At 72.9% G+C, this 24,059-nt stretch carries 21 protein-coding genes; 8 read left to right on the top strand and 13 right to left on the bottom strand.

Translation table 11 applies throughout. The annotated features are described in order from the left end of the window. Positions 1 to 381: 381 nt before the first annotated feature. From HNR21_RS12030 to HNR21_RS12020, 3 genes are all read left to right on the top strand, one after another. Positions 382 to 1,326 carry an acyl-CoA desaturase gene (locus HNR21_RS12030; protein WP_182705260.1) on the top strand — a complete coding sequence of 315 codons (945 nt, stop codon included), beginning with the start codon at positions 382 to 384 and terminating at the stop codon, positions 1,324 to 1,326. A gap of 26 nt (positions 1,327 to 1,352) precedes the next feature. Continuing rightward, the gene (locus HNR21_RS12025) at positions 1,353 to 2,138 is read left to right on the top strand and encodes a TetR/AcrR family transcriptional regulator (RefSeq protein WP_233358947.1); all 786 of its coding nucleotides are present in this window, start codon (positions 1,353 to 1,355) and stop codon (positions 2,136 to 2,138) included. A 358-nt stretch (positions 2,139 to 2,496) separates the two neighbouring features. Then, positions 2,497 to 2,838, top strand: a complete 342-nt coding sequence (locus tag HNR21_RS12020) for an eL19 family ribosomal protein (protein ID WP_182705259.1) — start codon at positions 2,497 to 2,499, stop codon at positions 2,836 to 2,838. A 178-nt stretch (positions 2,839 to 3,016) separates the two neighbouring features. On the opposite strand, the gene HNR21_RS12015 is transcribed toward HNR21_RS12020, so the two are convergent. Further along, on the bottom strand, positions 3,017 to 3,850 hold the full coding sequence (locus HNR21_RS12015) for a trans-aconitate 2-methyltransferase (protein WP_182705258.1): 834 nt from the start codon (positions 3,848 to 3,850) through the stop codon (positions 3,017 to 3,019). A gap of 311 nt (positions 3,851 to 4,161) precedes the next feature. Here HNR21_RS12015 and HNR21_RS12010 point away from each other — a divergent pair, with 311 nt between their 5' ends. Beyond that, positions 4,162 to 4,437, top strand: a complete 276-nt coding sequence (locus HNR21_RS12010) for a WGxxGxxG family protein (protein ID WP_119727262.1) — start codon at positions 4,162 to 4,164, stop codon at positions 4,435 to 4,437. Between the two features lie 163 nt (positions 4,438 to 4,600). After that, the gene (locus HNR21_RS12005; RefSeq protein ID WP_119727260.1) at positions 4,601 to 5,089 is read left to right on the top strand and encodes a MarR family winged helix-turn-helix transcriptional regulator; all 489 of its coding nucleotides are present in this window, start codon (positions 4,601 to 4,603) and stop codon (positions 5,087 to 5,089) included. Positions 5,090 to 5,167: 78 nt separating this feature from the next. Here the strand turns inward: HNR21_RS12005 and HNR21_RS12000 are convergent, their stop codons facing one another. The 8 genes from HNR21_RS12000 to metG form a co-directional block, all read right to left on the bottom strand. Continuing rightward, a complete protein-coding gene (locus HNR21_RS12000) occupies positions 5,168 to 6,922 on the bottom strand; it encodes an ABC-F family ATP-binding cassette domain-containing protein (RefSeq protein ID WP_182705257.1) in 1,755 nt (584 codons plus the stop codon). Positions 6,923 to 7,152: 230 nt separating this feature from the next. Continuing rightward, the gene (locus tag HNR21_RS11995; RefSeq protein WP_182705256.1) at positions 7,153 to 7,554 is read right to left on the bottom strand and encodes a hypothetical protein; all 402 of its coding nucleotides are present in this window, start codon (positions 7,552 to 7,554) and stop codon (positions 7,153 to 7,155) included. A gap of 73 nt (positions 7,555 to 7,627) precedes the next feature. Further along, positions 7,628 to 8,512 (bottom strand): 4-(cytidine 5'-diphospho)-2-C-methyl-D-erythritol kinase, encoded by an 885-nt coding sequence (locus HNR21_RS11990; protein WP_312881561.1) that lies wholly within the window; start codon positions 8,510 to 8,512, stop codon positions 7,628 to 7,630. Positions 8,513 to 8,545: 33 nt separating this feature from the next. After that, entirely contained in the window at positions 8,546 to 9,628 is a 1,083-nt protein-coding gene (locus tag HNR21_RS11985; RefSeq protein ID WP_246442108.1) for a glycoside hydrolase family 26 protein, read from the bottom strand. Further along, positions 9,558 to 10,505, bottom strand: a complete 948-nt coding sequence (gene rsmA / locus HNR21_RS11980; protein WP_182705254.1) for a 16S rRNA (adenine(1518)-N(6)/adenine(1519)-N(6))-dimethyltransferase RsmA — start codon at positions 10,503 to 10,505, stop codon at positions 9,558 to 9,560. Before rsmA ends, HNR21_RS11985 begins: the two co-directional genes overlap by 71 nt. A 42-nt stretch (positions 10,506 to 10,547) precedes the next feature. Beyond that, positions 10,548 to 11,342, bottom strand: coding sequence for a resuscitation-promoting factor (locus HNR21_RS11975; RefSeq protein WP_182705253.1), 795 nt, complete (start codon positions 11,340 to 11,342; stop codon positions 10,548 to 10,550). A gap of 236 nt (positions 11,343 to 11,578) precedes the next feature. Continuing rightward, positions 11,579 to 12,412 carry a TatD family hydrolase gene (locus HNR21_RS11970; protein WP_119731630.1) on the bottom strand — a complete coding sequence of 278 codons (834 nt, stop codon included), beginning with the start codon at positions 12,410 to 12,412 and terminating at the stop codon, positions 11,579 to 11,581. Positions 12,413 to 12,478: 66 nt separating this feature from the next. Then, positions 12,479 to 14,275, bottom strand: a complete 1,797-nt coding sequence (gene metG / locus HNR21_RS11965; RefSeq protein WP_182705252.1) for a methionine--tRNA ligase — start codon at positions 14,273 to 14,275, stop codon at positions 12,479 to 12,481. Between the two features lie 137 nt (positions 14,276 to 14,412). Between metG and HNR21_RS11960 the strand changes: the two genes are divergently transcribed. After that, positions 14,413 to 15,966 carry an ArnT family glycosyltransferase gene (locus tag HNR21_RS11960; protein WP_182705251.1) on the top strand — a complete coding sequence of 518 codons (1,554 nt, stop codon included), beginning with the start codon at positions 14,413 to 14,415 and terminating at the stop codon, positions 15,964 to 15,966. Positions 15,967 to 15,972: 6 nt separating this feature from the next. Here the strand turns inward: HNR21_RS11960 and HNR21_RS11955 are convergent, their stop codons facing one another. Beyond that, a complete protein-coding gene (locus tag HNR21_RS11955; RefSeq protein ID WP_182705250.1) occupies positions 15,973 to 17,754 on the bottom strand; it encodes a hypothetical protein in 1,782 nt (593 codons plus the stop codon). A gap of 69 nt (positions 17,755 to 17,823) precedes the next feature. Further along, positions 17,824 to 19,107: a glycosyltransferase family 2 protein gene (locus tag HNR21_RS11950; RefSeq protein ID WP_312880991.1), complete on the bottom strand. Its 1,284-nt coding sequence runs from the start codon at positions 19,105 to 19,107 to the stop codon at positions 17,824 to 17,826. Positions 19,108 to 19,357: 250 nt separating this feature from the next. Here HNR21_RS11950 and HNR21_RS11945 point away from each other — a divergent pair, with 250 nt between their 5' ends. Continuing rightward, positions 19,358 to 20,887 (top strand): glycosyltransferase family protein, encoded by a 1,530-nt coding sequence (locus HNR21_RS11945; RefSeq protein ID WP_182705249.1) that lies wholly within the window; start codon positions 19,358 to 19,360, stop codon positions 20,885 to 20,887. Positions 20,888 to 20,909: 22 nt separating this feature from the next. On the opposite strand, the gene HNR21_RS11940 is transcribed toward HNR21_RS11945, so the two are convergent. Together HNR21_RS11940 and rsmI are read right to left on the bottom strand one after the other, a co-directional pair. After that, a complete protein-coding gene (locus HNR21_RS11940; RefSeq protein ID WP_119727247.1) occupies positions 20,910 to 21,212 on the bottom strand; it encodes a hypothetical protein in 303 nt (100 codons plus the stop codon). Between the two features lie 127 nt (positions 21,213 to 21,339). Continuing rightward, positions 21,340 to 22,188, bottom strand: a complete 849-nt coding sequence (rsmI, locus tag HNR21_RS11935) for a 16S rRNA (cytidine(1402)-2'-O)-methyltransferase (protein ID WP_312880990.1) — start codon at positions 22,186 to 22,188, stop codon at positions 21,340 to 21,342. A gap of 137 nt (positions 22,189 to 22,325) precedes the next feature. Here rsmI and HNR21_RS11930 point away from each other — a divergent pair, with 137 nt between their 5' ends. Continuing rightward, entirely contained in the window at positions 22,326 to 23,975 is a 1,650-nt protein-coding gene (locus HNR21_RS11930) for a dolichyl-phosphate-mannose--protein mannosyltransferase (RefSeq protein ID WP_246442104.1), read from the top strand. Positions 23,976 to 24,059: the final 84 nt, after the last annotated feature.

The raw sequence follows: 24,059 nt of genomic DNA, 5'->3' as shown, positions 1-24,059 counted from the left end.
GGGCTGGTTTAGGGCGCGGGTTATCGAGCACGTCGTCTGCACCGCTCGTCTCCTGGCGGGCGGTGAAGCGGACACGGAACGCGATCTCGGATGTCCAGTACGACGCACTGGCCCCCATCGCGTGGGCGATCGGCGAACTCGGGGCGGGCTCCGGTCGTTGGCCCTGAGGGAGGACGATCGCGCCAGGTACCGGCCCGTGTCCGACGTCGCCGGGCTCGCCGGTCCGGAGCCGGTGCCGAGCACCGGACGGGTGGCCGGGCGGCCGAACAAGCAAATGTGACCTGGGAGACAGTCTTCGTTTTACCGACGGGATCTGTCCAACTTACGGTTCCGTAGGTTACGGTGGCGTAGGTAAGGGTTCCCGACATGGAGAGCGTTCGTATGACTACTGCCCCCGTCCTCGATCGACCCCGAACCGGTTCGCGCCCCGAGCTCGAGCCCGAACAGACCTCCACTGGCAAGCGGGTGCTCGTCGGCGTGTTCACCGGCGTGCCCTTCCTGGCCCTGTTCGCCGCTCTGCCGCTGGCCTGGGGGCACTTCCTGGGCTGGACGGACGTGGCGCTGATGGTCGTGTTCTACCTGGTGTCGGCCGCCGGCATCACGGTCGGCTACCACCGTTACTTCACCCACAGCTCGTTCAAGGCCAAGCGGCCGCTGCGCATCGCGCTGGGCGTGGCGGGGAGCCTGGCCATCGAAGGCCCCGTCATCACCTGGGTGGCCGACCACCGGCGGCACCACAAGCACTCCGACAAGGAGCAGGACCCGCACTCGCCGTGGCGGTTCGGTGACGACTGGAAGGCGCTGGCCAAGGGCCTGCTGTGGGCGCACTACGGCTGGCTGTTCGACGGCGCGCAGACCTCCAAGGAGCGGTTCGCCCCGGACCTGCTGGCCGACAAGGACATCGTGCGGCTGCACAAGCTGTTCCCCGCCCTGGTGGCGGTGTCGTTCCTGCTGCCGGCGGTGCTCGGCGGGCTGCTGACCATGTCCTGGCAGGGCGCGCTGACCGCGCTGTTCTGGGCCGGGTTCGTGCGGATCACGCTGGTCCACCACGTGACCTGGTCGATCAACTCGATCTGCCACACCTTCGGCAAGGAGCACTTCGACGTCCGCGACAAGTCGCGGAACGTGTGGTGGCTGGCGATCCCGTCGCTGGGCGAGTCGTGGCACAATCTGCATCACTCGGATCCGACCTGTGCGCGGCACGGGGTCCTCAAGGGTCAGGTGGACATCTCCGCCCGGATCATCTGGGCGTTCGAGAAGCTGGGCTGGGCCTACAACGTCCGCTGGCCGAATGAGGACCGGTTGGCCGCCAAGAGGGTCGGATGACCCTACGTTCGCGGGATGATTGACGGGTGACTGAACCCGCCCCAAGGTCCCGCCGTAAGAGGATGACCGGCAAGGAACGACGCGAGCAGCTTCTCGAGATCGGGCGGACCCTGTTCGCCGAGCGGGGGCTCGACGGCACCTCGGTGGAGGAGATCGCCGCTGCGGCGGGGGTCTCCAAGCCGGTGGTGTACGAGCACTTCGGCGGCAAGGAGGGCCTGTACGCGGTCGTGGTGGACCGCGAGTTCGAGAGGCTGCTCCGCCTTGTCGCCGACGCCCTCATGGCGGGCACGCACTACCGGCAGAAGCTGGAGAAGGCGGCGCTGGCCCTGCTGGAGTACATCGAGGAGAGCAGCGACGGGTTCCGGATCCTGGTGCGCGACTCGCACGGGGGCACCGGCACCGGGAGCTTCGCCAGCCTGCTCAGCGAGATCGCCAGCCAGGTCGAGCACGTGCTGGCCAAGGAGTTCGACCGGCACGGGTACGACGACAAGCACGCCCCGATGTACGCGCAGATGCTGGTGGGCATGGTGGCGCTGACCGGCCAGTGGTGGCTGGACGTGCGCAAGCCCAAGCGCGAGGAGGTCGCCGCCCACGTGGTGAACCTCGCCTGGAACGGCCTGTCCGGTCTGGAGCCGCGTCCGACCCTGGATCCGCGGCGCCGCCACAAGGAGCGCGAACGCCTCAAGCGCCTCCGCGAGAAGGAGGCGGCCAAGGCCGAGAAGGCCCAGCGCAAGGCCCGCCGCGACCAGCCCGCGGACGCCCCTGCTCCCGCCGACCACCCCTTCGGCACGGCCCCGGGCCCCTCGTACTGACCTACGCTGTCCGCCCCGCCACGCGCCCTCCGGCGCAATCGGCGAGTCGCAAGCCCCACAAGGACCTGACTCGCTCTGCTCCCCGGGCCCGCCGCTCGACACGACCCCCTGCGCGCCCGGCGATCCCCATCACGGAATCAGGTCCGCGCCTGACACCGGCGACCCCGCCCCGCCGAAGCAGTACTCCTGGGATCCCGGCCACCAGAGCCCGCCCTGACGCTGATCGCTTTGCCCGCCGAGGCGGCACCCCAGTGACAACACCCGGCGCCGAATGTCCCTGAACGGCGGCCGGTGAATTTCGTCGGTGCCCGACCGTAGAGTCGAACATGTGTTCGATGATCTGAGGCTGGAGGCCGGTATGGCTTCGTTCGCGGTTGCGAGGTCGGCGGCGCGGGTCAGGCACCGGGAGCACGGTTCCGGAGGCGCGAGAGGGCCGGGGGCGCGACGGGGGTCGGCGGGCGCGCGGGATCGGCCTGGGGATCTGGACACCGTCGCCGATGACTGCGTCACGGCGTTCCTGAGCGCGCTGGACGACTCGCTGTGGCTGCTGGCGGAGGCCCAGCGCGCGCCGTCCTGCGCGTTCGAGAACGCGGCCCGCCCTCAGGACCACATCACCGACCTCCGCCGGCTGGTGCACCGGCTGCAGGGGCTGCTGCTGCGCTGGGAGGAGGTCCCGCCCCAGGCCCCGAGGGGACTGTGACGGCGGGTTCTGGGGCGCGGGCTGCGGTGGCCGTCCGGAGTTCGTCCGGACGGCCACCGGCCAGGGGTCACCGGCTCGGATCACGAGGCCGGGGTCTGGTACGGGCGCCGCCCGCCGTGTGGAGGTCGCACCGCAGGGGAACGAGAACGCCTTGTCCACACGGTGGGCGGCACCCCGCTCAGGGGGGTGGATCGCCGCCGCTGCGGGGGCGGCGGGCCACCACGAAGATCCGCCGGAACGGGAAGAGCGTTCCGTGCGGGCCGGGCGGGTAGGCCGCGCGGAGGGCGGCCCCGTACTCGGCGAGGAAGTCACGGGCGGAGCCGGGGTCGAGAGCGGCGAGGACCGGACGCAGGGTGGTGCCCTTGACCCATTCCAGGACGGCGTCGTCGCCGCCGAGGACCTGGACGTAGGTGGTCTCCCAGGCGTCGACCGCGCAGCCCAGGTCGGCGAGGAGCGCGAGGTAGCCGGCGGCGTCGCGGACCGGGCCGGGATCCAGGAGGCCGCCCAGGCGGTCGCGCCAGCGCGGCGAGTCGCACAGCTCGCGCAGCAGGGTGTGGCTGGGCGCGGCGTGGTTGCCGGGGACCTGGAACGCCAGGCAGCCGGCCGGGGCGAGGTCGCCCACCCAGCGGGCGAGCAGGTCCTCGTGGCCGGGGATCCAGTGCAGGACCGCGTTCGAGACGATCACGTCGACCGGGCGGGCGGGCCGCCAACGCCGGACGTCCTGGACCGTGAAGCGCACGGATGCCTCGGCCGCGGAGGCGACCTGCCGGGCGGCGGCGATCATCTCGGGGGACGCGTCGAACCCCTCGACGGCCGCGTCGGGCCAGCGGCGGGCCAGCTTCAGGGTGTGCTCGCCGGATCCGCAGCCGAGGTCGACCACGTGGCCGGGGGCCCGGAGGGGGATTCGGGCGAGAAGCTCGTCGAACGGGCGGCCGCGCTCGGCGCCGAAGACGCCGTACTGCGCGGGGTCCCAGACGGTGGGCCCGCGTGCGGCGGCCATCTCTCTCGACATCAAGACACATGATGACCGGAAAGTATCTTGATGTCAAGCATTCCACCGGGTTCCATGCGTCCCGCCGACCGGGAGGATGTCCGCGCATGGGACGGGACGGACGGATTTTGCCGCCGGTTACGCGGGGGTTTATAGCGCTTCGGTCATGACCGCCTTACCGGACGGGTAGGGGTCGCCTACCGGGAGGCGCTCCGGCCCGGACGGCCGACACAACCCCACCGCATGCCCTCGGCCCTCCCCATCACGGCGGTCAAGAGTCCCGCCCCACCGCGGGAGCGGGACCCCGATTACGCGAAGGTACGGAGAAGATCATGCGGAAGTTCCTCGTGGCGGCGGGCTTCGCCGCGTTCGCGCTGTTCGGCTCGGCGGCACCGGCACTGGCCCAGCCCGCCGCGCCGGCGGCTCCCCAGGCCGCGGTCGTGGAGGTCGTCCAGGCCGAGAAACAGCCCCAGCCGGACGATGACGGCGGTGGCGGCGGCAACGCCGGTCTGTGGGGCCTGCTCGGGCTGCTGGGCCTGCTGGGCCTCGGCGGGATGGCGCGCCGTAAGCAGGCGGCCCAGCACGACCGGCACGTCGGCACCCGGTAGCCGCACCGCCCCACGCCGTCCGTGGCAGCCGCCGCACGCCCGGTCAGGGCGGCGGCGGGACCGCCACCCGAGCCCCGCTCCGTCCGGGCGGGGCTTCGGCATCGCCCGCCGTCTCCGTGGATCGGAACGGACGTCTTGATGTCGAGACAGGTAGGCTCCTGCCATGGAGGATGAGGTCGATCGGCTGGTCGCGGCCTGGCACGCCGAACGCCCGGACCTGGACGTACGGCCGCTGCACGTCCTCAGCCGCATCTCCCGGCTGGCCCGCCATCTGGACCGCGCCAGGCGCGCGGTGTTCGCCGCCCACGACCTGGAGCCCTGGGAGTTCGACGTCCTGACGGCGCTGCGCCGCGCCGGCCGCCCCTACCAGCTCAGCCCCGGCCGCCTGCTGCGCGCCACCCTGGTCACCTCCGGCACCATGACCAACCGGATCGACCGCCTGGAGGCCGCCGGCCTGGTCCGCCGCCTCCCCGACCCGGCCGACAAGCGCGGCGTCCAGGTCCGCCTCACCGACAAGGGCCGCACCCGGGTCGACGCCGCGTTCGCCGACCTCCTCGCCCGCGAGCACGACATCCTCGCCGGCCTGTCCCCCGCCGAACGCGAGACCCTCGCCGCCCTTCTCCGCACCCTCCTGGCGCCCTTCGACGTGTAGGGGTCGTGCAGGCCGCCGTGCGACGCGCCGGACCGCCGGCGGGGCCTGTTCGAGGCGCCCTTCGACGTGTGGGCAGGGTCAGCCGGTGTCCTCGGCCAGGAGGAGCCATTGCTCCTCCAGGGTGGCGACTTCGGCCTGGACGGCCTTGAGCTGGTCGTTGAGTTCGGTGAGCTTCTCGTAGTCGGTGGCGTGGGCGGCCAGCCGCTCGTGGAGCTCGGCCTCGCGCTGGGCGAGTTTGTCCAGGCGGCGTTCGATCCGGTCGAGCTCCTTCTGGACCTTCCAGGAGTGGGCGGCCGGCTTGGGCTTGTCCTGGGCGGGCTTGGGCTGGGGGGTGGAGCGGGGGGCGGTGGCGGCGCGGCGACGGGCCAGGTAGTCGTCGACGCCGCCGGGCAGGAGGCTGACGCGGCCGTCGCCGAGGAGGGCCACGACGTGGTCGGTGACGCGTTCCAGGAAGTAGCGGTCGTGGCTGACGACGACGAGGGTGCCGGGCCAGCCGTCGAGGAGGTCCTCGAGTTCGGTGAGGGTCTCGATGTCGAGGTCGTTGGTGGGCTCGTCGAGGAGCAGGACGTTCGGCTCGTCCATCAGCAGGCGCAGCAGCTGCAGGCGGCGGCGTTCGCCGCCGGACAGGTCGCCGACCGGGGTCCACTGGGCGTCGCCGCGGAAGCCGAGGCGTTCCAGCAGCTGGCTCGCGGTCCACTCGCGCTTGCCGACGGTGATGCGGCGGCGGATCTCCTCCACCGACTCCAGGACGCGGCGGGCCGGGTCCAGTTCCTCGAGGTTCTGGGACAGGTGGGCGAGCTTGACGGTCTTGCCGCGGACGATGCGGCCCCCGGAGGGGGTCTGGCCGCCGTCGAGCAGGCGCAGCAGGGTGCTCTTGCCGCTGCCGTTCACGCCGACCAGGCCGATCCGGTCGCCGGGGCCGAGCCGCCAGGTCATGTGCCGGAACAGGGAACGGCCGTCCAGTTCCAGCGACACGTCCTCCAGGTCCAGGACGGTCTTGCCGAGCCTGGCGGTGGCGAAGCGGGTCAGCTCGACGCTGTCGCGGGGCGGCGGCTCGTCGGCGATGAGGGCCTGCGCGGCCTCCACCCGGAACTTGGGCTTGGAGGTGCGGGCCTGCGGGCCGCGGCGCAGCCACGCCAGTTCCTTGCGGAGCAGGTTCTGCCGCTTCTCCTCGGCGGCGGCGGCGATCCGCGCGCGTTCGGCCTTGGCCAGCACGTACGCCGAGTAGCCGCCCTCGTAGCGTTCGACGCGGCCGTCCACGACCTCCCAGGTCCGTTCGGTGACCTCGTCGAGGAACCAGCGGTCGTGGGTGACGACGACCAGCGCGCCGCGGCGGGCCTTCAGGTGGCGGGCCAGCCAGTCGATCGCCTCGATGTCCAGGTGGTTGGTGGGCTCGTCCAGGACCAGCAGGTCCGAGTCGGGCACCAGCAGCCGGGCCAGCGCGACCCGCCGCCGCTCGCCGCCGGACATGTCCTCCAGCGGGGCGTCCAGCGGCAGCCCGCCGAGCAGCCCCGACAGGATGTCGCGGATCCGGGTGTCGCCGGCCCACTCGTGCTCGGGCCGCTCCCCCAGCACCGCGGAACGCACGGTGGCGCCCTCGGGGAACTCGTCGCGCTGGGCCAGATGCCCCAGCCGCAGCCCGCGGGCGTGCGTCACACGTCCCTCGTCGGGCTCGATCCGCTTGGCCAGCAGGGCGACCAGGGTGCTCTTGCCCCCGCCGTTGCGGCCGACGATCCCGATCCGGTCGTCGTCGTCCACGCCGAGCGACACGGCGTCCAGCAGCGGCTTGGGACCGTACGCCTTGGTGACGGTCTCGAGATTGATCAGGTTCACGGCACCACCCAGGCTAGTGGCTCCGGCCCCCTCTCCCGGCCACCCGGGCGCCGGTCCGCCGCTCCCGAACGCCCGCAGAACGAGACGATCCGGTGCCGCCGTTGCGGTCCGGCGGTCCCGGGCCGCTGACGCGTGGCGCCTTCAGCGTTCGAGACACCACAGGATCGTCGGCGAACGCCGTCACATGGTGCGGTGAGCTCCGTACGTCACCGCCGGAGACGAGCGCGCCGTCAGAACGAGGACGAGGAGGAGCCGCTGTCGGAACCGGACGAGCCACCGCTGTCGAAGCCCGACGAACCACCGCTGGAGGAACCGCCGCTGTCGTAACCCGACGAGCCGGAGGAGCCGCCGTCATAACCCGAGTAGCCGCCGTAGTACGGGTCGGAGGCCATGCCGCCGACGGCGGGGCCCACGCCCGGGGCGGGCGGGGCGTTGTGGCCGTAGGGACCCCAGCTCGGCTGCTGGCCGTGGGCCTGCCAGTGGGACGGGTGGTGGCCGTGGCCTGGGTTGTACGGCGGCCGGCCCTGCGACGCGCCGTTCGCATTGCGGATCGCCATCACCACCAGGAAGACCACCAGGAGCCCGAAGGCCGCGAAGACCATGAGCAGAAGCAGGAAGGCTGCGAATCCCACCGGAGATCCCTTCGACGGCCGTCATGTCCCCGGTCTGACGCTATGCCGGGCCTTCCCGTTCAGTCCACGGCGTTCACAGAACGGTGGCGCCGGGGACGGGGCCGTGGGCGGCGACCACGCTGCGGGCCACGCCCGCCTCGGTGAGAGCGGCGACCAGGGACTCGGCGTGGTCGGCCGAGTCGGCGAGGAACGCGCAGGTGGGTCCGGATCCGGAGACCAGGGCGCCGAGCGCGCCGAAGGCGCGGCCGGCCTCCAGGGTGTCGCGGAGGGCGGGGCGCAGCGACAGGGCGGCCGGTTCCAGGTCGTTGGCCAGCGCGGCGCCGAGGGCCTTGGCGTCCCCGGCGGCGAGCGCGGCCATCAGGTCGGGCGACGCCTGCGGCGGGCCCGGGCGTTCCCCGCGGGCCTCGCGGAGCCGGTCGCATTCGGCGTAGACGGCGGGCGTGGACAGGCCCCCGTCGGCGAGCGCGAACACCCAGTGGAAACGGCCGGACACCTGCACCGGGGTGAGCACCTCACCCCGGCCGGTGCCGATCGCGGTGCCGCCCAGCAGCGCGAACGGGACGTCGCTGCCGAGCCTGGCGGCCAGCGGGCGCAGGTCCACGTCGGCGCCCCACAGCCGGGCGCAGGCGACCAGCGCGGCGGCGGCGTCGGCGCTGCCGCCGGCCATGCCCCCGGCGACCGGGATGTTCTTGCGGATGGTCAGCGCCGCGTGCGCCGGGACGCCGAGCTGCTGCGCCAGCAGCCGGGCGGCGCGGGCGGCGAGGTTGTCGTCGCCGGTCGGGACGCCCTCGATCGACTCTCCCTCGACCCGCAGCGTGAGACTGTCGGCGGGCGAGGCGGTCACCTCGTCGAACAGCGAGACCGCGTGGAAGACGTTGGCCAGGTCGTGGAAGCCGTCGTCGCGGAGCGGTCCCACGGCGAGCTGAAGGTTCACCTTGGCGGGCACGCGAACGGTCACGGGGGTCACGGCGCGATGGTAGCGGAGCCCGGTTCAGCCGCCCGACGCCACCGGCAGATTGCGGGGGTTGAAGAACGGGGCGGTGGCCATCTCCCGCAGCGCCGACAGCGCCGCGGCGTCACCGGCCAGCGAGAACTCGTAGCGGGGCTCCCCCTTCTCGTCCCGTCCGCCCTCGTCGGAGTCGAAGTACACGACCGCCTTGACCTGCGGGTGCTGCAGGTGGGTGGCGGCCTTGCGGAGCCATTCGGCACGGCGTTCCCCGTAGGAGCGGGGCACCCCGAACTCGGAGATCATCACCGGCTTGGGCCGCTGCTCGGCCCAGTCCATGAAGCCCGCCGCCGCCTCGGAGAAGTCCCGGTAGTCGTAGTCGCCGCCGGGGTAGACGTCCACCGCGATCCAGTCCACCTGGTCGTCGCCCGGGTAGTAGGAGTGGGCGGACCCGCCGCTGAAACCGGAGGCGGTGGGGCACCACACCCAGGCGACGTTGTCGACCCTCTCCTGCCGGAAGATCTCCCGCAGATGCCGCCAGGCGGCGGTGTAGTCGGCGGCCGAGTGGACCCTGCCGCGCTGGGAGGAGGCGTCCATGCCGGGCTGCCAGCGCAGGAACACCGGCTTGCCGAGCTTCCTGAGCGCGCGGGCGCGGTCCCGGACGCGGTCGTCGTGCCGGCCGGCGACGATCTCGCGGGTGTCGGCGCCCTCCCAGGTCAGCAGCAGGTAGCGGCCCTCGGCGAGCAGGTCGGCGTCGGAGTCGCGGGGGAAGTCCTGGGTCCAGGAACGGTAGGCGGCGGCGATGTCCAGCCGCCGCCCCAGGTCCCGCTCGTAGTCCCGCACCACCGTGACGCGGCTGTCGTCGGAGGGCGAGGGCGTCCCGGTGGACGGGGTGGACGGGGCGGAGGGGCTCGGCGAGGGGGACTCCCCGGCGTCGGGCGGGTAGTGGCGCACCGGGTCCACCCAGGCGCCGAAGTAGGCGCCCTTGGCGGGCGGGGTCGGCGCGACGCCGGCCCGGACGGTGGACTGGATCTTCGGGGGGTCCTCGCGGTCCCCGCTACATCCCGGAAGCGCCAGCAGCGCCGCGAGCGTCATCGCCCCGAGGGCCCGCGACCGCCCCTTCACCATGTTCCTCCGTACGTTCGCCGGTGACGAGAGGACGATACTGGGCGATGCGCGCGAAGGCGCCGATATCGAGCGCCTCGCCCCTGGCGCGGGGATCGACGCCCGCCGCGCGCAGCGCCCGTTCGGCGGCGTCCGCCGAACCCGCCCAGCCCGCCAGCGCCGCCCGCAGCGTCTTGCGGCGCTGCGCGAACGCCGCGTCGACGACCGCGAAGACCTCCTCGCGCGGCACGTCAGGCGCGGGCGGCTCCCGCCGGGTGAACGCCACCAGCCCCGAGTCCACGTTCGGCACGGGCCAGAACACGGCGCGGCCCACCGGCCCGGCCCGCCGCGCGTCGGCGTACCAGGCCAGCTTGACCGACGGCACCCCGTACACCTTGCTGCCGGGTTCGGCGACCAGCCGGTCGGCGACCTCGGCCTGCACCATCACCAGGCCGCGCCGCAGCGACGGGAACGCCGCCAGCAGATGCAGCACGACCGGCACGGCCACGTTGTAGGGGAGGTTGGCGACCAGCGCGGTCGGCTCGGGCCCGGGCACGCCGGCGATCCGCAGCGCGTCGTCGTGGACGACGGTCAGCCGCCCGGCGTGCTCGGGAGCGCGGGCGGCCACGGTCCGCGGCAGCTCGCCCGCCAGGACCGGGTCGATCTCGACGGCGACCACCCGGTGCCCCTGCTCCAGCAGCGCCAGGGTCAGCGAGCCCAGCCCCGGGCCCACCTCGAGCACCACGTCGCCGGGGTCCAGGTCCGCGGAACGGACGATGCGCCGCACCGTGTTGGCGTCGATGACGAAGTTCTGGCCGAGCGTCTTGGTCGGCCGTACGCCCAGCCGCGCGGCGAGCTCCCGTATCTCGGCCGGTCCCAGCAGCACCTGTGAGTCCCCCACCCGCCCAGTGTCCCAGTCCCCGCCGGGTGACCCGGACGGCGGTCAGCCGAACAGGTACTTGCCGCAGTGCGGCCACTGGCCCTGCCAGCGGCCGTTCACCTTGTTGTAGAGGAGCTGCGCGCGGTAGGTCTGCTCGGCGGCGGGGGCGTTGGACGGCAGGCCGGTGCCGCCGACCGAACCCCAGGTCTGCAGGGAGAACTGGTAGAGGCCGTAGTAGCCGGCGGGGTTGACGGCGTTGGGGCGTCCGCCGGACTCGCACTTGGCGAGCGCCGGCCAGTTGAGGCGCGCGGCCTCACCGCCCACGCTGGAGGGCTGGGGGCCGACCTCCACGACCCGGGCGACGGGCCTGCGGAGGACCTTCTGCTCGACGACCGCCTTGATCCGCTTGCCCTTCTTGCCGCGGACGTAGGCGGTGGTGACGAGCTTCTCGCCGGGCCTGCCGTTCTTAACGACCTTCTCGCTCCAGGCGGCCAGCCTGGAGTTCTTCCTCCGCCGGACCGGCGGGTCGACCTTGACCTTGCGGGTGACCGGCTTGGACAGCAGCAGCCGGACCCGCACCATGTCCACCGCGGGCTCGTCGAGGCCGGGCTTGACCAGGTAGAACCGGCCGAGCCGGACGTTCGCCTGGGCGAGGACCTCGCGGACGGTGCGGCCGGTGGTGGTCACCGTGGTCCTCCTGCCGTCCACCGTCAACACGATCTGCCGGGGCGTGGCGGTGGGCGTCGCCTTGGGGGCGTCCGCGGCGGCCGGGCGGGTGCCTCCTCCTCCACCGCCGCAGGCCGATGTCGACGCCGCGAGCAGCGCGGCCGCGAGCACGAGGGCGGGGGTACGGCGCACCAACGGGGTCCTCCTGGCGAGACGGCATCAACCGCGCCAGACGATAGGGGCACCCACCACCCCACCGCCACCGAAACCGGGACACTCCACCCGCGTCCGGCAATGGCCGCACGATCCCCGGTAGCCCTCAGATCACCTCATGCAACTTCATGTCCTGCCGTGCGCCGCCTCGCCGGCACCCGGTCCCACCCGCAGCGAGCGTTTCCGCGCCGTGGCCCCGGGGTCGGACGAGGTGATCACCAGGGGCCGTACAGGCGCTCTCCGGTGGCGGCGATGGCGGTGCACAGGTCGGCGACGTCCATGCCCTTGATCTCGGCCATCGCCCGGACGGTGTGCGGGATCAGGTAGGAGGCGTTGGGCTTGCCGCGGTGCGGGACCGGGGTCAGGAACGGCGCGTCGGTCTCCACCAGGATCAGGTCCGGCGGCGCCACCCGCAGCGCCTCGCGCAGGGGCTCGGCGTTCTTGAACGTGACGTTGCCGGCGAAGCTCATCACGTAGCCGCGGTCGGCGCAGATCCGCGCCATGTCGGCGTCGCCGGAGAAGCAGTGGAAGACGACCTTCTCCGGCGGGCCCTCCTCGGCCAGGATGCGCAGCACGTCGTCGTGCGCCTCCCGGTCGTGGATCATCAGCGGCTTGCCGGTGCGCTTGGCGATGTCGATGTGGGCGCGGAACGAGCGGTGCTGGTCCTCCTTGGGGGCCCAGTCCCGGTAGTAGTCCAGGCCCGTCTCCCCGATCGCGCGGACCTGCGGGAACACCGCCAGCTTGGCGATGTCGTCCAGGACCGCGTCGGTGACGCCGGTGGTGTCGTTGGGGTGGATCGCGACGGCCGCGTACACGTCGCCGTGCTCCTCGGCGGCCTGCGCCGCCCAGATGGAGGACTTCAGGTCACAGCCGATCGTCATGATCCGCCGGATGCCGACCGCGTGCGCCGCGGCGACCGCGCGCGGGATCGGCACATCGAGCATCTCCAGGTGACAGTGACCGTCGAAGATCTCGACGGGAAGCGGCTCGGGCAGCGGGGGGAAGCTCGCCCCCGCGAACCCGTCGGACCCGTCGTGTGCGCTCGTCATCATGACTCCGTGTGAGACCCGGCCGCCGATGTCCCGCGACCCCTTTCCGTCACAACGCGGCGGCCGTCAGCCCTCTTCCAGCCGGCGCAGCTCCTCGTCCACGATCGAGGCGTCCAGCTTGGCGAACAGCGGCTTGGGCTTGGTCAGCGGGGTGCCCGGCCGGATCGGGCGGTGCTCCCAGCGGGCCTGCTCGGCCGCGTAGTCCCCGGTGATGATCGGGTAGGAGGGGCCGCCGTCCTCGTCGACCTCGCGGACCTCCGGCATCGCCGCCCAGACGCCCTCGCCGCCGAGCATCGCGTGGACCTTGTCCGAGGACTTGGGCAGGAACGGGGTCAGCAACGTCTTGGCGTCGTCGACGACCTGCAGCGCCACGTGCAGGATGGTGCCCTTGCGGGCGCGGTCCTCCACCTTCCACGGCTGCTGCGCCGACAGGTAGCCGTTGGCCTCGCGGACCACGTCGAACGCCTCGGTGACGGCGTTCTTGAACCGGGAGCGGCCCAGCTCCGCGCCGACCCGGTCGAACGCGGCGCGGCTGCGCTGCAGCAGCGCCCGGTCCGCGTCGGTCAGGTCGCCGGCCTCGGGGATGGCGCCGAACTCCTTGGCCGCCATGTTCAGCGAGCGGTTGACCAGGTTGCCCCACTGGGCGACCAGCTCGTTGTTGTTGCGCTCGCGGAAGTGCTGCCAGGTGAAGTCGGTGTCCTGGTTCTCCGGCCCGGCCACCGCGACGTAGTAGCGCAGCGCGTCCACGTCGTAGCGTTCCAGGAAGTCCTTGACGTAGATGACGACCTGGCGGGAGGAGGAGAACTTGCGGCCCTCCATCGTCAGGAACTCCGACGCCACGACCTCGGTGGGCACGTTCAGCGCGCCCAGGGAGCCGGGCTCGCCGCCCTTGTCGCCCCGGCCGTTGTAGCCCAGCAGCATCGCCGGCCAGATCTCGGCGTGGAAGACGATGTTGTCCTTGCCCATGAAGTAGTGCGACAGCGCCCGCGGGTCCTGCCACCAGGCCCGCCAGGCGTCCGGGTCGCCGGACCGCTTCGCCCACTCCACCGAGGCCGACAGGTAGCCGACCACCGCGTCGAACCACACGTACAGGCGCTTGTCGGGCCGGTCCCGCCAGCCCTCCAGCGGCACCGGGACGCCCCAGTCCAGGTCCCGGCTGATCGCCCGGGGCTGCAGGTCCTCCAGCAGGTTGAGGGAGAACTTCAGCACGTTCGGCCGCCACTCGCCCTGCTTGCCGCGCAGGTAGTCGCCGAGCGCGTCGGTGAACGCCGGCAGGTCGAGCATGAAGTGCTCGGTCTCGACGAACTCGGGGGTCTCCCCGTTGATCCGGGACCGGGGGTTGATCAGGTCGACCGGGTCGAGCTGGTTGCCGCAGTTGTCGCACTGGTCGCCGCGCGCCCCGTCGTAGGAGCAGATCGGGCAGGTGCCCTCGATGTAGCGGTCGGGCAGCGTGCGGCCGGTGGACGGGGAGATGGCGCCCAGCGTGGTCTTCGGGAAGATGTAGCCGTTGTCGTACAGGCCCTTGAAGATCTCCTGGACGACCGCGTAGTGGTTGCGGGTGGTCGTCCGGGTGAACAGGTCGTAGGACATGCCGAGCGCCTGCAGGTCGGAGGCGATGACCCGGCTGTAGCGGTCGGCGAGCTCGCGGGGGCTGACGCCCTCCTTGTCGGCCTGCACCAGGATCGGGGTGCCGTGCTCGTCGGTGCCGCTGACCATCAGGACCTTGTTGCCCGCCATCCGCTGGTAGCGGCTGAACATGTCACAGGGCAGCGCGAAACCGGAGACGTGCCCGATGTGACGGGGCCCGTTGGCGTACGGCCAGGCGGGCGCGGCCAGGATGTGCTGACTACTCGACGAGGACATACCACCAAGCCTAGAGGCCGACGCACGCGGGCTCACACCGATATCAGCGGGCACGGCGGGGCCCGATGCGCCGATACGCTAGCGGCGGTTCCCGCGTCCCCAGTGACGGTCCCCCGACACAGAGGTTGAGATCCGGCATGGCCCAGACCACGGTCCGCGAGTCCGCCACGGAACGCTCCGCCGAGGAGGGGCCGCGCCGCAGGCCGTGGTGGCGGCGCCGGGTGGTGGGGCTGTCGGCGCTGGTGGCGGCCTGCGCGGTGGCCGTGCAGTGGATCATCATGACGCCGCCGCTGTACTACGACCCCTACTACGTGTTCGAGGGGGCGCGGCGCTGGCCGGACATCCCGCTGGACCGGTGGCCGTTCAACGAGGTGCCGCACCAGGTGTCGCGGATCGGGCTGCTGCTGCCGGCCCGGCTGATGCAGGAACTGCTGGGGCCGGGGCAGGCGGCGTACTTCGCGATGGCGGCGCTCGGCGGGATCGTCTTCTACGTCGGCTGCTACCTGCTGGTGCGGTCGCTGTTCGGGGACCGGGTGGGGCTGCCGGCGACGCTGCTGCTGATGGTCCACCCGTTCTTCCTGCTGACCAACCCGTTCGGCGAGCGGGAGATCACCTGGTCGATGGGGGTGATGCTGCCGGACATGCCGGGGGCGGGCCTGTTCGCGGCGGGGGTCGCCGGGCTGGTCGTGGCGAGCCGCCGCACCGGGCGCCGGCAGACGGCGCTGCTGGTGGCGGCGGGCCTGTGCATGGGGTGCGCGTTCCTGATCCGCGACTTCGCGGCGTTCATGTACGTGGGGATCCCGGTGTTCTTCCGGCTGCTGGGGATCTCCTGGCGGCGGCTGTGGGCGGTGGCCGCGCCGATGCTGGGCGTGCTCGCCGTCAGCATGATCCACAACCAGCTGGTGTGGGGGAACGCCATGTCGGCGATCCGGTCGGCGGCCGGGCACGGCGGGGAGCCGAGCGAGCCGGTGACGCGGATGCTGGCGCTGCGGTCGTTCGAGCGGGCGATGACCGACTGGCACCCGCTGGGCTGGGTCTTCGTCGTGCTGCTGCTGCTCAACGCGGTCGGCTGGATCGTCACCCGGGACCGGCGGCTGGCGCTGACGCTGGTGTGGTTCGTGACGCTGGCGGTGCCGCTGACGCTGCTGTCGGGGCTGACCGACCCGCACCACATCACGCTGCGGGGCTGGCTGCTGCGATACTGGTTCCCGGTGCTCCCGGCGTTCCTGGCCGGTGGGCTGGGCGCGCTGACGCTGCTGCTGGCCAGGGTCCCCGCCGCCAGGGTGCGGACCGGGCTGGCGGTGGCGTGCTGCGCGCTGGCGGGGGCGTACGTGCCGGTGGCGGTCGCGCAGGTACCGGACCTGCCGCGCGACAACGCCTGGAACGAACTGCGGGGATGGCTGGACGGCCGGGACGACCTCGAGGTGATCTGGTCGGACCACCGGCTGGCGCAGACGCTGACCTTCTACACCCGCGACGTGTGGGGCCGCGAGCAGTGGCACGGCCGGATCCGGTCCTTCCCGCACGAGTACCGGGCGATCCCGGTGATCGCCGAGGACGGGCCGTTCCTGTTCACCCGCTGGCGCGGCATGGAGCCCGCGATGGTGGCGAACTCGCGGCTGACGCCGCAGAACGGCTACCGGCGGCTGTGGCGCTCCTCGGACGGGCTGCTGGAGATCTGGGCGCGCTGAGCCCGGTCACCGCCGCCAGGCGACCCAGTCGCCCTCGACGGTGCGGCGGCTGCCGACGACGCGCCACCCGGTCGGCGCGCCCGGCCAGGTGCGCTCGGCGGGCACGCCCTTCTCCCAGCGGAACAGCACCAGGTCGGCGTCGGCGGGAGGCCGCCCGCGGCGGCCGTCGAACCACGTCACCTCGCCCCACGACACCTGGTACTGCTGGATGATCCAGATCTTCCACTCGATGGTGCCGTCGATCGCGACCCTGGGACGCGGGGCGGCCGGGTCGACCAGGCCGCTCAGGTCGGCCGCGGCGGTCATCTCGCGGACGAACGGGCGGGAGATGTTCAGCGCGGTGGCCGTGCTCGCCACCAGGTCGACCGCCAGCAGCCCGCCCACCAGCAGCACGGCTCCGCGCCGCCCGCCCGCCGCCGCCGCGACCGCCAGGGCGAGCAGCGCCAGCCCCGCCAGCGTCGCCGCCCACAGCCGGAAGCCGTCCCACGTCCAGGTCAGGAACCCGGTCTCGGGGAAGTCGAACGGGAAGTGCACGTACCCGGCGAACCTGCCGCCCGCCCGCCACTCGATCAGGGCGGCGATCGCCACCGTCACGGCGGTCACCGCGGCCGCCGCCGCCAGGACGGTCCGGCGGGCCGCCGTCAGCAGCACCGCGACCCCGATCGCGAACAGCGTCGGCGCCAGGCACGCCAGGTAGCGGCCGTAGGCGTGGTTGGCGATCCGCTGCTCGTCGGGGAGGGCGGCGGCGGTGGCGAACGCGATCCCGGCCAGCACCACCAGCACCGCGCACGCCAGCGCCCGGACCTGCGGCGGGACGCCCCGGCGGACGGCGGCGGCCAGCACGGCGGCCAACCCGATCCCGGCCAGGCCCCACGTCCCGACGATCAGGTACCAGATCTGGCCGAGGCCGACCGGGATCGTCCAGCCGTAGCCGTCCAGGGTGGTGAGCCGGTCGACGAGCATCGACCCCATGTCGTAGGAGCCGCGCGGGTAGAGCCTGGGCCAGATCCAGCCGTTCAGCAGGGACCCGGCGAGGGCGACCGCGCCGGTGACGGCGACGCCGATGCCGGCCGACCACCACGGCCGCCACCGGGCGACGGCCGCGACGAGCAGCAGCGCCACGTGGACGGTGACGACGACGGTGCCGCGCGAGTGCATCGTGTACGCGTAGGCGGCCAGCAGGCTCGCGCCCGCCCCGTACAGGGCGGTCCGGGCGGGGCCCGCGGAGTCGGCGTCGGCGGCCAGCCAGGAGTGCAGGAGCAGCAGCCAGCCGAGCAGCACCACCGGCAGGATCGCGTCGGTCAGCGCGTACTGGGTGTAGAAGACCGCGGCCGGGAGCAGCGCGGCGGCGTGCGCGACCCCGTACGCCCAGGGCCGCGCCAGGCCCAGCCGGCGCAGCAGCCCGAACGCCGCCACCAGCAGCAGCGCGCCGACCAGCGCGTTGATCACCAGGGCGGTCCGGTACACCGTCACCGGATCGTCGGCCAGCCAGAACGCCGGCAGGATCAGCAGCGGATAGCCGCCCCGGTAGGGGGTGCTGTAGGAGATGTCGGCCTCGGGGCCGCCGGTCAGCAGCCGCGCGGCGAACAGGTAGCCGGTCTCGTCCGGGTTGGCGACCGGGACGGTCTGCCCCGCCGCCAGCGCGATCCGGATCCCGGCCTGCACCAGCCAGCCCACCAGCAGCCACGGCCACCACCGGCGGGCGGGGGCGGGCTCCGGCGAGGCGCCGTCCCCCCGCGCCGCCGCTGCGGCCGTGCGCGGGGTGGGCGACAGCGAGCCCGCCCTCACTGGATCTGGATGCGGACGCGACGGTCGAGGCTCATGTCGATCAAGGTTGCCACGGACCGCCCGCGCGGGTCAGCGCTGCCCGCCCGGCGTGTCGGCGACCGGCTCGGCGGCGTCCTGCCCGGCCTGCTCCGCCCGCTCGGCGGCGACCCGGTCGGCGGCGGCGTCCACCACCACGGCGGCCTCGTCGGCGGCGTCGGTCAGCGGCGGGTGCTCGCGGCGGCGGATGTGCAGGATGCTGACGAACATCGAGGCGAAGATCGCCTGGAAGCTCATCACCAGCGCGGTCGCCGACGGCACCACCATGCGCAGCGACTCGCGCGGGTCCAGCTCACCGAAGTTGTTGACCCGCCAGTGCAGCAGTGAGGCGGCCAGCCCGGCCAGACCGGCCAGCGCCAGCAGGCCGCCCAGCACCAGCCCGCGCTCCATGGTCCACCAGGAGACCAGCCGGTCCACCCGCCGGTCCCGCGGCAGGAAGCCCTCCTGCATCGCGTACACCTTGGTGAACAGCGCGAACAGCACCGACTGGAAGCCGATCACCGTCGCCGCGCCCGCCCCGACCAGGGTGTCGACGTCGAACGCCACGTCGCCGACCCGCACCGGGCCGAACGCCAGCGCCACCCCGGCGACCAGGCCGACCAGCATGAACGCCAGGCCCGGGATCAGGAACAGCCAGCGCGGGCTGTACAGCAGCAGGAACCGCAGGTGCCGCCAGCCGTCCCGCCAGGTGTTCAGGTGCGGCGGGCGGGACCGGCCGTCCTTGGACAGGGTGGTGGGGACCTCGCGGATGTCGTAGCCGGCCAGGGTGGCCTTGACCACCATCTCGCTGGCGAACTCCATCCCGCCGGTCTGCAGCCCCAGCCGCACGATCGAGTCCTTGCGGAACGCGCGCAGCCCGCAGTGGAAGTCGCCGATCTTGCTGCCGAAGAACAGCCGCCCGATGAAGCTCAGCACCGGGTTGCCCAGGTAGCGGTGCAGCGGCGGCATGGCGCCGGGCTCGATCCCGCCCTTGAAGCGGTTGCCCATCACCAGGTCCGCGCCGTCCCGCAACTGCTCCAGGAACGGCATCAGCGCGGTGAAGTCGTAGGAGTCGTCGGCGTCGCCCATCACGACGTACCGGCCGCGGGCCGCCCGGATGCCGCCCATCAGGGCGTTGCCGTAGCCCTTGTCGGCCACCGGCACGACGCGCGCCCCGGCCGCCCGGGCGAGTTGCTGGCTGCCGTCGGTGCTGCCGTTGTCGGCGATGACGACCTCGCCGTCGATGCCGTGCTCCGCGAAGAAGCCGACCGCCTTGCGCACGCAGGTCTCGATCGTCTCGGCCTCGTTCAGACACGGCATCACCACGGACAGTTCCACGGAGATCTCCTTCGTTACCGCTGGTGACCGTCTTGGGTGTTCGTCATTTACTCTTGATGCGTTCCACGGACGGCCGCACTCCATGATGCACGGCCCACGGCCGGGCCGGAGCAGGTGTCCGCTCCGCCCGTCGGCGTCCGTATCGTGTTGCGAAGTCGCAACACGATCGCCCTCGCCGCGACAGCGACAGGCGGCAGGCTTGAGGGACAAGCATACGGGCAGCACGGCCCGGAGAGGTTGGGGTCGGCAATTGAGCAGATCGGCGGCCACCGGGGTGGACGGTGATCCGTCCCGGCGCGCCCTGCCGGCGCGGGTGCGGGCACTGATCGGGCGGCATCCGGCGTTCAGTGTGATCATCGCCATAGCGGTGCTGGTGCGGCTGGCGGCGATGCTGGCCTACCGGCCGGCGGTGTTCTTCAACGACAGCTTCGACTACCTGCACGCCGCACTGGACCCCTATCCCCATCCGCTGCGTCCCTCCGGGTACTCGTTCCTGCTGCTGGCACTGGAGCCGCTGCACAGCTTCGCGGTGGTGGCCGCCGTCCAGCACCTGATGGGGCTGGCCACCGGCGTGATGATCTACGCGCTGCTGCGGCGCAGGTTCGGGCTGCCCGGGTGGGGCGCGGCGCTGGCCGCCGCCCCCGTCCTGTTGGACGCCTACCAGATCCAGCTGGAGCACCTGGTGCTGTCGGACGCGCCGTTCATCTTCTGGGTGACGGCCGCGGTGACGCTGCTGCTGTGGAACGAGCGGCCCGGCCCGAAGGCCGCCGCCGGGGTGGGGCTGCTGGTGGCGGCGGCGTGGCTGACCCGGTCGGTCGGCCTGCCGGTGCTGCTGGGGATCTGCGTGTTCATGGTGCTGCGGCGGGTCGGCTGGCGGACGATCGCGGTGACGCTGGCGGCCTGCGCGCTGCCGGTGGTCGCGTACATGGGCTGGTACTCCCAGGTGCACGGCAAGTTCGCGATGACCGAGAGCAACGGGGTGTTCCTGTTCGCCCGGGCCTACAAGTTCGCCGACTGCCGCAAGATCCCGGACCTGACGGTCGACGAGCAGCAGCTGTGCGTGCTGCCGGACAACAAGCTGCCCAACTCCCAGGACGGCATCTGGGACCGGCGGTCCCCGCTCAAGCGGGTGGTGGACATGCGGTTCGGGCCCCGGCAGAACGAGATCGCCGGGGGCTTCTCCCGCAAGGCGATCGTGGCGCAGCCGGGCGACTACGCGACCGTGGTGGCCGGGGACTTCTTCCGGGCGTTCCGCTGGGAGCGCGAGGTGTTCCCGGACCTGAAGACCTACCGGCTGTACGAGTTCGAGGAGTCGGCGCAGCCGCTGCCGACCTGGTCGATGGACGCCGACTCCACCGCCGCCGACGTGGCCGACGAGTACGAGCGGGGGTCGGCGCAGCCCCGGGTGGTCGAGCCGTTCGGGCACCTCGTCCGGGTCTACCAGGACCACGTGTACCTGCGCGGCACGATGGTCGGGGTGCTGCTGCTGGTGGGGCTGGCGGGGATGGCCCCGCTGTGGCGGCGGTTCGGCGGGGCGGCGTTCCTGCCGTGGACGCTGGCGACGGGGCTGCTGCTGGCGCCGGCGGCGACCGCCGAGTTCGACTACCGGTACGTGCTGCCGGCGGTGCCGCTGGCGTCGCTGGCCGCGGGCATGGCGTTCGCCGGTCCGCTGGGGGCCGCGTCGTCGCGGCGGCGGGCGCGCCGGGAGGCCGCCGCCGGCGTGGACGCGGGAGCGCGGGAGGACACGCCGGAACGGCCCGCCGTCGCCTCGTCGTCCTGACCGGCGGGCCCCGCGGGAGCCGTCAGTACGCCCCCATCCGGCGCAGCCTGGACACCAGGGCCAGGTCCTCGGCGTGACCGCGGTTGCGCACCGGGATCGGCTCGTTCCAGAACCCGGTGAACGCCCTGACGTTCGCGCTGTGGCACTCCGGGCACTCGTGGTCGTACCACGGCGGCGTGGTCTGCTGCCCCGCCTGCTGGTAGACGGCCGCCTCCCGGCCGTGCCCGTCGTCGAAGTGCCGGACGTCGTAGTCCTCGTGCCAGGTGGCCGAGCACCGGCAGCACTGGTAGACCCAGGTCTCGTGGCTGGTCCACATGTCGCGCACGAGCCCTCACCTCCGGTGGTGGCCCGTCGCATCGCCCCGTCCCCTCAATTGTCCCCCCGCGGCGTGCGTGTTGACAGGGGTGGGGGCGGCCTGACCTTTTCCGGGGTCGTCGCCGCGAGGGGGCGCCTCAGCGGCGGGCGGCGACGACGGCGTCGTAGACGACCCGTTTGGGCAGGTCGTTGCGTTGCGCGACCTCGGCGATGGCCGCCTTGCGGGGGGTGCCCTCGCGTTCCAGGGCGGCGACGGCGGCGGCCAGCTCGGCGGGGTCGGTGACCGCCTCGGGGGCGGGGGCGCCGCCGACCACGATGGTGATCTCGCCCTTGACGCCCGCCTCGGCCCAGGCCGCCAGCTCCCCGAGCGGGCCGCGCCGGATCTCCTCGTAGGTCTTGGTCAGCTCCCGGCAGACGGCGGCGGGCCGGTCCGCGCCGAACGCCTCGGCCATCGCCGCCAGGGTGGCGGCCAGCCGGTGCGGGGCCTCGAAGAACACCATGGTGCGGGGCTCGCCGGCCAGCCGCGCCAGGGCGCGGGCGCGCTCCCCCGGCCTGCGGGGCGGGAACCCCTCGAAGCAGAACCGGTCGCACGGCAGCCCGGAGATCACCAGCGCGGTCGTCACCGCCGACGGGCCGGGCAGCGCGGTCACCGGGACGCCGGCCTCGACCGCGGCCGTCACCAGCCGGTATCCGGGGTCGGACACCCCGGGCATGCCGGCGTCGGTGACCACCAGCACGTCCCGTCCGGCCTTCAGCTCCTCGACCAGCTCGGCGGCGCGGCCCCGCTCGTTCTGGTCGTAGTAGGACACCACCCGCCCGGCGGGCCGCACCCCGAGGTCGGCGGCCAGCCGGCGCAGCCGGCGGGTGTCCTCGGCCGCGATCACCTGCGCGTCCGCCAGCGCCTCCCGCAGCCGGGGGGAGGCGTCCTGCGCCCGGCCGATCGGCGCCCCGGCCAAGATCAGCGTTCCGACTCCCGCAGTCCCCACCCCAAGAGCATATTGTTGTGCTCGTCGCGCTTCCGTCTCCCCGAGGATCTTGCACATGCCGGTACTGAGGGCCACCCGCCAGCGGGCCCGCGCGGTCTGGACCGAGGAGGCGTCGAGATCGTGAGGATCGAGCGATCTTGAAGTCGACGAGGGAGGACCGCGCGTTGGAGGCCCCCGAGCCGCGCGAGCAGAGCGAGCACTATGGGCAGGCCCAGCCGGTGCGCGCCAGGGTCGTCAGGCTGCGGGACTGGCTGGCCCCGGCGGTGCCGGAGGGCCGGGTGTGGGGCTGGGTCCTGCCGCTGCTGGTGACGGCGTTCGCGGGGTTCCTGCGGTTCGACCGGCTCGCGGTGCCGAACGCGGTGGTGTTCGACGAGACCTACTACGCCAAGGACTCGCTGGCGCTGCTGGAGTTCGGCTGGGAGCACAACGCGGTCAAGGACGCCGACCGCATGCTGATCGAGCAGGGGCCGAACGCCGACATCTGGGGCGAGGGGCCGGCGTTCATCGCCCATCCCCCGGCCGGCAAGTGGATGATCGCGGTCGGCGAGTGGCTGTTCCAGGCCACCCCGTTCGGCTGGCGGTTCATGCCGGCGCTGATCGGGACGCTGTCGGTGCTGATCCTGTGCCGGGTGGGCCGCCGGATGACCGGCTCGACGCTGCTGGGCTGCGCGGCCGGGTTCCTGCTGGCCGTCGACGGGCTGGCGTTCGTGGCCAGCCGGACGGCGCTGCTGGACGTCTTCGTGATGTTCTGGGTGCTGGCGGCGTTCGCGTGCCTGGTGATCGACCGGGACGTGTCCCGGCGCAGGCTGGCCGACCTGGTGGAGCGGGACGGGGCGACGACGCCGCTGGGGCCGTTCGTGATGCACTGGTGGCGGATCCCGGCCGGGATCTGCCTGGGGCTGGCCTGCGCCACCAAGTGGACCGGGCTGTACTACGTCGCCGCGTTCGGGATCATGGTGGTGCTGTGGGACATGGGCGCCCGCCGCGCCGCCCGGATCCGCAACCCCTACGCCGGGGCGGTCCTGCTGGACGGGCTCCCGGCGTTCGTGCTGCTGGTGCCGCTGGCGGGCGTGGTCTACCTGGCGTCGTGGTGGGGGTGGATCTTCCGGCCGGGCGGCTGGGGACGCGGCCCGGTGGCCGACAACCCGCTGCTGCGGCCGCTGGAGGCCCTGCCGGACCTGTGGAACTACCACAAGGAGATCTTCGGCTTCCACAACGGGCTCTCCACGCCGCACACCTACCAGTCGTGGCCGTGGGACTGGCCGATCCTGCGCCGGCCGGTGGCGTTCTACTACACCGAGCCGCAGGCCGGGTGCGACGCCGGCCGGTGCGCCAAGGAGATCCTGGGCATCGGCACCCCGGCGTTCTGGTGGGGGGCGCTGATCGCGCTGTCGGCGCTGGTCGTGCTGTGGCTGGTACGGCGGGACTGGCGGGCCGGGGCGATCCTGGCGGGCTACCTGGCGGGCTGGCTGCCGTGGTTCGTGCCGGCGTTCCGCGACCGCACGATGTTCCTGTTCTACGCCACGCCGATGCTGCCGTTCATGGCGCTGGCGGTGGCGCTGGCGCTGGGCCTGCTGATCGGCCCGGCCCGGCCGCGCCCGGTCAGCCTGGCCAAGAACCCGCAGGTCGTGCCCTCGGAGCAGCGGCGGGTCGTGGGAGCGGCGGTCGCCGGGGCCTACCTGCTGCTGGTGCTGGTCAACTTCGCCTACCTGTACCCGGTGCTGGCGGCGAAGGTGATCCCGTTCGGGGACTGGGACGCCCGGATCTGGTTCGACTCCTGGATCTGACGGGCGCCCACCCGCCGGCCGGGACGCCGGCCGGCGGCACGGCGGTGATCGCGGCGCCGGCCTCCTCGACGTCGAACCGGCCGG

The sequence above is a fragment of the Thermomonospora cellulosilytica genome, from assembly GCF_014138835.1.
In the GTDB taxonomy this organism is placed as follows: domain Bacteria; phylum Actinomycetota; class Actinomycetes; order Streptosporangiales; family Streptosporangiaceae; genus Thermomonospora; species Thermomonospora amylolytica.
This window is presented reverse-complemented; position numbering and strand designations above follow the sequence as displayed.

What these genes read in the sequence shown, in the direction of transcription:
- HNR21_RS12030 (WP_182705260.1), top strand. Translation starts at nt 382, where the DNA reads ATGACTACTGCCCCCGTCCTCGATCGACCCCGAACCGGTTCGCGCCCC.
- HNR21_RS12020 (WP_182705259.1), top strand. Translation starts at nt 2,497, where the DNA reads ATGGCTTCGTTCGCGGTTGCGAGGTCGGCGGCGCGGGTCAGGCACCGG.
- HNR21_RS12015 (WP_182705258.1), bottom strand. Translation starts at nt 3,850, where the DNA reads ATGTCGAGAGAGATGGCCGCCGCACGCGGGCCCACCGTCTGGGACCCC.
- HNR21_RS12010 (WP_119727262.1), top strand. Translation starts at nt 4,162, where the DNA reads ATGCGGAAGTTCCTCGTGGCGGCGGGCTTCGCCGCGTTCGCGCTGTTC.
- HNR21_RS12005 (WP_119727260.1), top strand. Translation starts at nt 4,601, where the DNA reads ATGGAGGATGAGGTCGATCGGCTGGTCGCGGCCTGGCACGCCGAACGC.
- HNR21_RS11985 (WP_246442108.1), bottom strand. Translation starts at nt 9,628, where the DNA reads ATGGTGAAGGGGCGGTCGCGGGCCCTCGGGGCGATGACGCTCGCGGCG.
- HNR21_RS11970 (WP_119731630.1), bottom strand. Translation starts at nt 12,412, where the DNA reads ATGACGAGCGCACACGACGGGTCCGACGGGTTCGCGGGGGCGAGCTTC.
- metG (WP_182705252.1), bottom strand. Translation starts at nt 14,275, where the DNA reads ATGTCCTCGTCGAGTAGTCAGCACATCCTGGCCGCGCCCGCCTGGCCG.
- HNR21_RS11960 (WP_182705251.1), top strand. Translation starts at nt 14,413, where the DNA reads ATGGCCCAGACCACGGTCCGCGAGTCCGCCACGGAACGCTCCGCCGAG.